This window comes from Microvirga sp. 2YAF29, from assembly GCF_052114605.1.
Taxonomy (GTDB): domain Bacteria; phylum Pseudomonadota; class Alphaproteobacteria; order Rhizobiales; family Beijerinckiaceae; genus Microvirga.
Map to the genome: position 1 here is coordinate 26,235 of NZ_JBFRFB010000020.1, position 10,038 is coordinate 36,272.

Annotated in this window: 6 protein-coding genes and 1 pseudogene; 1 reads left to right on the plus strand and 6 read right to left on the minus strand. The window is 55.6% G+C overall.

What is annotated here, in order from left to right:
* The first annotated feature begins 47 nt into the window (after positions 1-47).
* Positions 48-845 (plus strand): 5-deoxy-glucuronate isomerase, encoded by a 798-nt coding sequence (gene iolB, locus AB4Y85_RS17950; protein ID WP_441986290.1) that lies wholly within the window; start codon positions 48-50, stop codon positions 843-845.
* 31 nt (positions 846-876) lie between these two features.
* Here the strand turns inward: iolB and AB4Y85_RS17955 are convergent, their stop codons facing one another.
* The 6 genes and pseudogenes from AB4Y85_RS17955 to AB4Y85_RS17980 all read right to left on the minus strand — a co-directional run.
* Positions 877-1,338 carry a PilZ domain-containing protein gene (locus AB4Y85_RS17955; protein ID WP_441986297.1) on the minus strand — a complete coding sequence of 154 codons (462 nt, stop codon included), beginning with the start codon at positions 1,336-1,338 and terminating at the stop codon, positions 877-879.
* A 175-nt stretch (positions 1,339-1,513) separates the two neighbouring features.
* The gene (locus AB4Y85_RS17960; RefSeq protein ID WP_441986291.1) at positions 1,514-1,843 is read right to left on the minus strand and encodes a hypothetical protein; all 330 of its coding nucleotides are present in this window, start codon (positions 1,841-1,843) and stop codon (positions 1,514-1,516) included.
* A 216-nt stretch (positions 1,844-2,059) separates the two neighbouring features.
* Complete coding sequence (locus tag AB4Y85_RS17965) at positions 2,060-2,806, minus strand: LuxR C-terminal-related transcriptional regulator (protein ID WP_441986292.1); 747 nt, start codon at positions 2,804-2,806, stop codon at positions 2,060-2,062.
* A gap of 333 nt (positions 2,807-3,139) precedes the next feature.
* Positions 3,140-4,582, minus strand: coding sequence for a heparin lyase I family protein (locus AB4Y85_RS17970; protein ID WP_441986293.1), 1,443 nt, complete (start codon positions 4,580-4,582; stop codon positions 3,140-3,142).
* Positions 4,583-6,216: 1,634 nt separating this feature from the next.
* Positions 6,217-9,630 (minus strand): hypothetical protein, encoded by a 3,414-nt coding sequence (locus tag AB4Y85_RS17975; RefSeq protein ID WP_441986294.1) that lies wholly within the window; start codon positions 9,628-9,630, stop codon positions 6,217-6,219.
* 209 nt (positions 9,631-9,839) lie between these two features.
* Positions 9,840-10,038 (minus strand): annotated as a pseudogene (locus tag AB4Y85_RS17980) (calcium-binding protein); the annotation flags it as partial.

The following is a 10,038-nucleotide window of genomic DNA, read 5'->3' on the forward strand; positions in this document are numbered from 1 at the left end:
TCTAGCGACGCATTTTCTCTGCTGAGAATGCGATAAGGACCATCACGATGTCGAAGCTTCTCGTCAAACCGTCGATGCCCGATTCATCCGGGCGTATCCACGCCATCACGCCGGCTTCCGCCGGCTGGACCTATGTGGGTTTCGAGGTCTACCAGCTTAAAGCCGGCCAGAGCTTGCAGCGGCAGACCGGTGACCGGGAAGCTTGCATCGTGATGCTCTCAGGCCACGCGCATGTGAGCGCGGGGGCCCAAGATTTCGGCACGATCGGCGGGCGTTCCTCGCCGTTCGAGCCCGATCCGTGGTCGCTTTACGCACCCGCCAAATCCGAATGGTCGCTGAAGGCCGAGACGGATTGCGAGATCGCAATCTGCACCGCGCCCGCCGAAGGCAAGCTACCGGCGCGGGTGATCCGTCCCGACGAGGTGGGCCAGGAAACGCGCGGCAAGGGCACGAACACGCGCCATGTGCGCAACATCCTGCCGGAGACGGAGCCGGCGGAAAGCCTACTCGTCGTCGAAGTCATCACCCCGTCAGGCCATTGGTCGAGCTACCCGCCTCACAAGCATGACCGGGATATGTTGCCGAACGAGTCGCTGCTGGAAGAAACCTATTATCACCGGCTCAACCCGCCGTCCGGCTTCGCTCTGCAGCGTGTTTATACGGACGACCGCTCACTCGATGAGACGCTGGCGGCGGCCAATGGCGACGTGGTGCTGGTGCCGAAAGGGTATCACCCAGTCGGCGCGCCGCACGGCTATGAGCTGTATTATCTGAACGTGATGGCTGGCCCGAAGCGGATCTGGAAGTTCCACAACGATCCCGACCACGAATGGATGCTGAAATAACGAACGGATCAGGACCGCTGAGGCAGGAGCGTCAGCGGTCGATCTCCAGCTTCAGCTGAATGAGGTCGACGGAAACGCCAAGGAGACGCGCGATATTATGGCGGGCGTCTTCGATGATGTCAGGAACGCTGGCGGGCTCCTTCTTCATCGCAGGAACTTTCCCTTGAGATTTCGCGACGGGAACCTTGCGAACGGGCTGGCTTGCCGCATCCTCTAGAAACATGACCCCGTGGGCCTGGCCATCATACCACATGACCTGAGCCTGACGGACGAGCTTCCGTTTCGGGATCTGCAATTCAAACTGGGCCGGCACCTTGACGGGTTGCGCGAACACGATCCGAGCCCCTGTCTCCGATAAGTCGCGCACGGAGCATTCCATCCTAGACAGTCGGTTATTGTAGATGATGTGCCCCTCAAGAAGAGTGCGCGAGCGCGGACTGGCGCGACGCTGCTCGACCGGTTCCATACATTCCCCCTCACCGTGGCACGCCATATGGCAGAAACGCCACGGCAAACCTAGTCGGCTACATCTACTAGGCCATTTGGCCGATCATGCTGCAGCCCTCAGGCAAGGAGAAAGCTGCCGGACGATGACCAGCAACCCACGGTAATATAGTATCTGCGCCATGACAACCTGACGCAGCGCCAGCAAGCACGGGCACACGCCATCAGGGATTGGCGGCCCACCCGGCGAGGTTAGAGGGAATCTGCTTCTCGCCAGCATCCGGGCTTCCGATAGGACGAGGCAGCTGCGCCCGGGCCATGCATTCACGCATGTGATCGTAACGGGCATCCTTGATGATGGTGCGGTAATTGTTCAAGGAATGGTTCCGGGTCCGGTACATGAGCCTAGTTTCTTTATAGCAGGCATTCCATCGTACATCACGATCCTGCAGCATCCGGCCCTGCGGCCCTGGAAGGGCTGCCCATTCCTGGGCGAAAGCCCCTGCAGGCACGAGGACTGACACGATGAAGGCCGGCAAGATTAAAGCACGCATCTGAGCACTCCCTAGCAAGGAGCATAAGCCTTTTCATGCCGTAATGTTGCATCTATTTCAACGCTACTACGGGTTACTCCAATCAACTGAGGGACTCTCGGATTTTTATACTTCTATTGAGTATTGAGTTCCTGCCTCTCTCCGTACCGGCCGAATCCATTCGCCGCCAACATGTGGGGGCGGCAAGTACCGGGCCGATGAGAACACTGAGAAGATTTAATCCGAGCTGGCAACCGGCCCCTGGTTCAACCGACGCTGGGCCCACATGGCAGCCTGGGTACGATTAGCGACTTTCGCTTTCCTGAGGATTGCCTTGATGTGAACTTTCACCGTCGCTTCAGCGACGCCGAGCTGTCGGGCAATGTGTTTGTTGGAGGAACCGTCGATGAGGCAGCGCAGAATCTGCGTTTCCCGCGTGGATAGACTCTGGGGCGCGCTATCACTCGTGTGCAGAGGAACGACCTTGTCGCCATCCAAGCCGCGGAGCTCATTGGGATTGGCTTCCAGAAGCGCAAGTCCCATCGATGACGGAATGAACCGCTCGCCGAGCATGACGAGTTCGAGAGCTTTTAAAAGAACATCGCGGTCCATGTCAGTGCTGCACACGCCGTCGACACCGGCCTTACAAGCTCGCACCAGAATTGTAGGATCAAGGTGATCCGCGACGATGACGATCCGTGCCTTCGGACACGTCTCCCTCAAGCCCTCCACGATCTGCTCCGGTTCGTTCATGGTGCCGTGCGTACACACGATAAGGAGAATCGGATCCGTGCCGCCGATTTGAGGAAGGTCAATGTGATCCTTGTAAACCTCGTCTGACAGGGAAAATTGCGTTCCAGAGAGGATGTGATCAAAGCCGCTGCGCAGAAGAGAATTCGAGCAGATCAAATATGTCGAAATCGATTGAGCAGAATCACGCGCAACATTGATTGTTGCATTTCGATAGGCAAAAGCCTGGCTCATAGTGATTTACCCCACATCCATTCTCTATCGCGCGCACCTTTCACCACCTCATTCAGAATGGATGAATGAGAAGCTTGGCTTGAAGGCGTTTCCCGGAAAGCCAGTCCACTCGTCGGGACAGGTCCAGGGCCTTAACATGACTGCGGGGTTTCAGGTTCCCCAAAAGGGGTGTTCTCTGAAGAGGTACTACCCTGCCGCTCTTCATGAGTCATAAGATGTATTGGGCTCGGCTTCTGCGGCGAAATCTAACCGGCAGGCTCATGTAACATGGCAAGTACCCTGCCTTATTGTCAGGCCCTATTCGCTACAATATGACCTTACGGCTGTCGGGCCCTAGACGATGAAGAAGTCTTTTGCGGTGATCGGAAGATTTTTATTCAAGCTCGCGATCTGGATCGCTGCTCCCTTGCCAGAACCGTCCGCATCATACGACAAGGCGCCCGTGCTCTTGTTGTAGAGTACGTAGTCATTCTTATCTTGATTGAGAGGGTGCTTCTTATCAAACGACTTGAAGAACTCTGCCTTCAACTTGCCAGGATTGACCTCCGATTTGCCCTTGCCGATCTTCCTCAAGTCCGCCGCTTTGAAGATGGCATTGTTGAGCCAGATACTATCATAGCGTGCGTTGAAATCCGTGATCTTGTCGATATTGGTCTTCTTGTTGGGCTTGGTATCGAACACGAATACGTCTGCGCCAGCACCACCTGTGAGCCTATCTCTACCATCCCTGCTGTACAGCGTGTCATTGCCGCCTTGACCATGGAAAGCATCGGCGCCCGATCCACCTACAAACCGGTCCGCATCCATTGTTCCGTCGGCTCTTTCCATGAAAACGTCACCGAGCTTGACCGTCAAAGTCCTATCTATGAACAAGCCACCCTTGTCGGTTGCTCTTACTTTGATGGTATGGAAATTAGCCTGTTCGTAGTCGAGTTTGAGGCCATCGTGCACCACGACCCGTGTGCCTGTTGGGTCTAGCGCAAAGCGTCCACCTGCGCTGTCGAGCATGGTAAATACGGCTTGGTCACCTGCATTCGGATCTTCGGCTGCAAGCAGTCCAACGACCGTTCCGCGAGCTGCCAATTCCAGCGCGCTATCGCCGTTCAAGCTGATTTGGGTAGGTGCCATATTCTGTGAAACGGATGGCATCATAAAGAAGTCACTATAATTGATTGCTATCGTTTCCGAGGCTGCTTTTCGATAAATCCCGTTTTTCCAATAAGGACCGACTTGATCATTAAAGCCTAACGGCCCGTTGTAATCGACGAGCTGTATTCCGTCTCTCCAGACGTCAAGCAATCCATTTCCAAACGGATCGAATTTGACGGTTAGCTTGATATCGTACCAATGACCGCGTTGTACGTTCTTCGTGTCCGTGTAGAGGGTGTTTTCAGTGACATTACTCCAATTGGTTTGCGCCGATGTCGACCAATGCACGGTAACCTGCATCCGCTCTCCCACAAGGCCAAGCTCAAAGGGCGGCGAGACGCCTTCGTCGTCTTCATCTTCAGTTGCATGAAGCTGGCCAATCACAAGCCATTTGGCTGTATTGATGGCCCCTGGCTCAATCATGAATTTGTACTGGACCGTATAGCTTTGATTGAAAGCGAGCGTCTTGTAGCTCGCAATTTCCGAGCGCTCGACAGTAGAGTTACTGTCGCCGACCCAACGGTCTCCGGAACGCAATTCGAAGCGCATGTTGCTGCCGGAGTTGGCGTAACTCCAAGTTTTACCGGCGCCTTGCAACGTATAAGTACCAGGTTCGAAGTAAGTCATCGTGACGCTCAACACTGAAAGGCCTGAGCAAGAACACTTTATATCGTTGCTTGACTGAGAAGGATAATTTGCTTTTGCAAATTAGAGGACGACGTCCGCCTCATGGGTCAAGCTTGGATGATAAACATTCGGGTCAGGCCGTGGCCATCAATGGGAATTTCATCATCATCTGGTTCAAAATATGACGAGAGCGACAGCTGAATAGGATCAACCTCCCATCGCAAAAGTCTTTCCGCAATTTCTGGCAAGAACGCCGAACATGGACGTTGATCCAAAAGAGCTCGAAGAGACTGCTCGCTAAAAGAGAAAAATGACGGATTATCCTCAGGCAGAGGGCGTGGTGCACTCGCCAAAAGCGCCGCTTTATTGCCCAGCTCAGCTTAAACGGGGCAACCTAGTCGCTGAAATCCATGGAGAATAATGGCGCACCCGACACGATTCGAACGTGTCCTTGAGTTTTATTACCCTTGATGCGTAAGGGTTTTTCGGGTCATTTCATTACCTGACGTTTCCGCCAATTTCCATCCTTTTGCTTACTTGATGCTTACCCAATGCCAAAACTCACAAAGAGGACGGTAGACGCTACGGCCCTAGATCCCGGTACGGATGCCTTTGTTTGGGACGATGAGCTGCCGGGGTTCGGCCTACCGAGCACGCTGCGCCGCTCGATGCTCGTGATGCCGTCAACATGATTGACGATGCAATTCTGACTGTATCCGGCAAGAAGCGCGAAGCCCTGCTGAATATCCGAGGGCAGCTCTTCAAAGGCGATATTCCAAAATCGAGCGCGGCGACCTGCACGAGGTGCGCAGCGAAGTCGGGTGCGGCATGCGCAATGAGTGGAGCGACGTTGCAGGCACCCTAAAACCCCATTCAGTAAAAGCTTGATGAGCAGCTTGATACGGTGCCCGGCTATTCTGAGGCGCGCTCTCGCTATGCCGACAGCAAGACCCTTGAGGAAGCGCAGGATGCAGGTTCTCAAGTCTAGAGCCGCAACACACGCCGTGATGAGCTCGAAGCCATGTTGAAGGATATGCCAGATGCTCAACGACAGGCCTTCACTCTCGCGGCTCGAGATGCGGCCGCTTAGAGCCTCGACAATGCAGGCCGAACCATGACGCAGTTGTCATCGGATCTCGGACGCATCATGCTCACGGCGACCCTCTCCCAAGTCGAGACCTTTGACGGAGTCCGCGTTGTTATTGTCGATGGCGACACCTTTGCCTTTGGCCGCGAGCAGGTGCGGATCCTCAACATTGAGGCACCTGAAAGTTTCCGATCAAGATGTGAGCGAGAGCCAATGATGAGCCTAAAAGCTAAAGCGCGGCTTGCCGAGTTGCTTGGATCGGGAAAGGTACAAATCTTCCGGCGCGGGAGATCGCAATGGGCGCACCCTGGCAAATTTACGGGCAGGCAATCGAGATGTTGGCGGGATCATGATAGCAGAAGACCTCGCCTTACCTTGGGAAGATGGGCCAGAGGCTGAAGAAGCACGCAACCAGCATTGGTGTGGGCAATAGAAGCCGCAATCTGATTAGAGATTTTCGACTCTGAATTATAAATAGACGAGCCTTAGGAAAAGGGCTGCTTAATCGGCCCTTTTCCTCACTTCGTGGTCTTATACCGGGGAGACATCAGATCACGAAGAAGTCCTTATAGGTCATCTTGAGGTTCTTGGAGAGGGTGGCGATCTGAATCTGCGCGGCCGATCCCGTACCGTCGGCATCGTAGTACAGCGCGCCCGTCTTCTTGTTGTAGATCAGATTGTCGGAGGCATCGTGCGCCTTCGTGCCGACATAGAATTCAGCGCTCTTGAGCACGCCCTTTTTGTCCAGTTTCGTGAACACGCTCTTCTTCAGATGGATCGTGTCGTCCGCCACCTTGAAGTCCACGATCTTGTCCTGATTGGCCTTGTTCACCTTCGCCGATTTCGAGAGCTTGGTGTCGAACACGAAGATGTCTTGACCGGAGCCGCCATCGAGCGTGTCCTTGCCCGCACCGCCATAGAGCTTGTCGTTGCCCGCGCCACCATAAAGCTTGTCGTTTCCGTTCAGGCCATACAGAACGTCGTTGGCATTGCGGCCCTCTAACCAATCCGCCCTTGGCGTGCCCCAGAGCGTGAGAGGAAAATTGGGATCGCCTGGCTCAAGCACGTCCAACACCGTGATCGTAAAAGTCTGGGTCGTCTCGGCACCATAGCTGTCGCGCGCTGTAATCGTGAGCGTGTGCTGGGGCTTGGTCTCGAAGTCCAGCGGTCCGGTCAGGATTAGATTGCTGCCGTCGAGCTTGAAAGGACCATCTGTGACGAGACTAAAGCTCACGCTGTCCCCTTCCGTATCCTTCGCGGTAAGGCTCGCGACAATCGTTGAGGCAAAAGCATCTTCGCTAATACTGGATCTTGTCAGTTTCAGATCCGTTGGGGCCGTATTGTATGTGTGATAGGTGGTATCGGAGAATGCCAGTGTCCGCACATTCTTGATGGTATCAGTACCATCGCGGTCAGCGATCCTGTCTGTGACAGTAAACGATCCATCCGCCTCTCTCGTAATGACATACTCGGACTCTTTGCCGCTGAACTGCGCAACGTTGCCGCCGGAACCACCATCGATCGTATCGTTCCCGAGCCCACCGTATATGGTGTCGTCTCCAGCGCCGCCATCAATGAGATTGTCGCCGGAATTGCCGGTGATTGTATTGGACAAGGCATTGCCGCCAAGGGACAGATTGCTGGTCCCCGTCGCTGTGAGAATCTCGATGTTATCCTTCAGGCTGTAGTTGATGCTGGTCTCGACCGTATCGATACCACTCTCATCCTCTTCCTGGATGATGTCGCCGGCATCGTCGACCACATAGGTGTCATTGCCGGCGCCGCCCTGCATCGTATCAGCACCAAGCCCTCCATCGATGCGATCATCCCCTGCGCCCGTCACAATCAGGTTGCGCAAATCGTTGCCCAGAAGCGTTGCGGAGGAAGGCCTGATATGGGTGAGGTTTTCGACGTGGTCCGCAAGAGTGTAGTTGTCGAGCGTGGTAAGGACCATATCGGTTCCCTCGCCGCTTTCCTCGCTCACGACGTCGCCGAGGTCATCCACCCAGTAGACATCGTCGCCGAGGCCGCCGACCATCGTATCGGCTCCCTCATTTCCGTTGAGCGCGTCGTCGCCAAGACCGCCATAAAGGTGGTTATCGGCGGCGTTGCCGGCCAAAAAGTTGTTCAGGGCGTTGCCGGTCAGGTCGATGGCGTCTTCTCCGCGCGCCACCAGTTGCTCGACAAAGGGGGTCGTCTCTAAAGAGAAGCTGACTGCGGTGTTAATCTGGTCCGCGTCGCCGCCATCTTCCGTCTCGACGACAATATCGTCGCCATCGATCCAGTAAAGATCGCTGTCAGCGCCGCCAATAAGCGTATCGGCTCCCTCTCCGCCCTCCAGATAGTCATACCCCGCACCGCCAGTCAGGCTGTCATTCCCGCCCAAGCCGATAAGGATATCACCGCCATCACCTCCATCAAGGTGATTGGCGGCGTCGTTGCCGGTGAGTACGTTGGCACCTGCGTTGCCGGTTAGATTGATCGCATCGGTTCCGAGGGCCGTCATCTTTTCGACGAAAGGTGTCGCCGCGAGCGAATAGGACACATAGGTGTTGATGAGATCGACATCGTTCGGGTCATCACTATCGTCTATGACGACGTCGTTGACATCATCGACTACGAACGTATCCGAGCCGGCGCCGCCATCCATCGTGTCGACGCCTGTGCCTCCGTCGAGGGTATCGTCTCCGTCAAGACCAGACAGGTAATCGTTGCCGCCAAGACCGGACAAAGGATCATTGAAGATGGTTCCGACGAGATTGTCATCGCCCGGCGTGCCTTCCTGCGAGGAGCCCGACGTCGGCGCCTCGAAGATCTGCACCCGGACATCGGATTCCCATGCAGGCGTGAGTTCGCTCCACGCGACGACGATGCGGCCATCCGAAAGCGTGATAATCGACGGAGATTCCTGCTTACCCGCCGTATTTGGATGCGCAATCATCTCGTCGGTCGTCATTTCGCCGGCTGCGGAATAGGTGACGATCCGGATATTGGAATCGCCCTGGCTGCGATCGGCAAAGGCGACCGCGAAGCCGCCTCCGGGAAGTGCGGAGACGGTCGGATGGTCCTGACTATCCCAGGTCGCCGTATTGACCTGGAATTCCTGCCCCGACCGTACGCCGTCAGCCGTGAACATCTGCGCCCGGATGCTGTAGGATGATTGATCGCCGGTAGCAGCATCGAAATGCGTCCACACGACCACGAAGCGGCCGTCGGAAAGCGCTGTGACGATCGGATCGGTTTGCGTGCCCTCAACACTGGTCGGCACAAGGAACTCGGCGCCGCTCTTGCTGCCATCGGCATTGAAAATCTGTGCGCGGACTGCGCCACCTGACGGGTCATCGGGGCTTTGGCTGAAATCGGTATAGGCCACGACGAAGCGGCCATCGGCCAGAGCCGTTACTTGAGGACGCTCCTGGTTTCCCGCAGTTATCGTGTTGACGGCAAACTCAGCACTGACCCGCATGCCGTCAGCATCATAGATTTGCGCCAGGATTCCCTGCGCGTCGTATGAGCTGCTCTCATAAGTCGCAACGAAGCCGCCATTGGAAAGGGCAGTTATGGACGGAAAAGTCTGACTTCCTTGCCAAGTGTCGTTGAGAACGAAATCGTCGCCAACCGGCGTTCCGTTCGCGTTGAAAGTGCGCGCTCCAACGGCATAGGCATCTCCGTCAATCGGTTCGCCGTGCCAGGCGACAATAAACTGACCATTGGCCAAGGCTGTGACCGTCGGATACATGCCGCCGTCATCGGGTGAGCTGTTGACAGTGAAGATGTTGCCCCGAGGCGTCCCATCGGCATTTAATATCTGGCCGCGCATAACCGCGACCCCATCATCCGTATAAGTCGACCAGACGGCGACAAACCCGCCATCACCGAGAGGAGCCAGATCAGGATAAAATTGCGAATTCGAAGAGGGATCGAGAAGGATGTCGGGTCCGGAGAAAACGAGCGTGGCCACAGATGGTCCTCATGACGGGGTCGAGAAAAATTAATCCTTAAGGAAGCTACAGTTTTCGCAAACTATCTGAACATTCAGTGTGACAACTCACCTCGCCTCCGAGGCGATTGATTCGCAGGCTCCGTCAGACAAAAAGCCCTCTTTCGATTGAAGCCGAAAGAGAGCTTTCGAGGAGACGCGCAAAAGGACAGAAACAGCTGCGCTTTTGTCTAGATGACGAAGAAGTCCTTGTAGGTCATCTTGAGGTTCTTGGAGAGCGCCGCGATCTGGATCTGAGCCTGTGCGCCGGTGCCGTCGGCATCGTAGTACAAGGCCCCCGTCTTCTTGTCGTAGATCAGGCGGTCGTCCCGATCGTGCGCCTTCGGCCCCTGGTAGAACTCAGCACTCTTGATCACGCCCTTCTTCGCC

Bases quoted from the DNA above. Each gene is read 5' to 3' on its own strand.
- iolB (WP_441986290.1), top strand. From the start codon at position 48: ATGTCGAAGCTTCTCGTCAAACCGTCGATGCCCGATTCATCCGGGCGT.
- AB4Y85_RS17955 (WP_441986297.1), bottom strand. From the start codon at position 1,338: ATGGCGTGCCACGGTGAGGGGGAATGTATGGAACCGGTCGAGCAGCGT.
- AB4Y85_RS17960 (WP_441986291.1), bottom strand. From the start codon at position 1,843: ATGCGTGCTTTAATCTTGCCGGCCTTCATCGTGTCAGTCCTCGTGCCT.
- AB4Y85_RS17965 (WP_441986292.1), bottom strand. From the start codon at position 2,806: ATGAGCCAGGCTTTTGCCTATCGAAATGCAACAATCAATGTTGCGCGT.
- AB4Y85_RS17970 (WP_441986293.1), bottom strand. From the start codon at position 4,582: ATGACTTACTTCGAACCTGGTACTTATACGTTGCAAGGCGCCGGTAAA.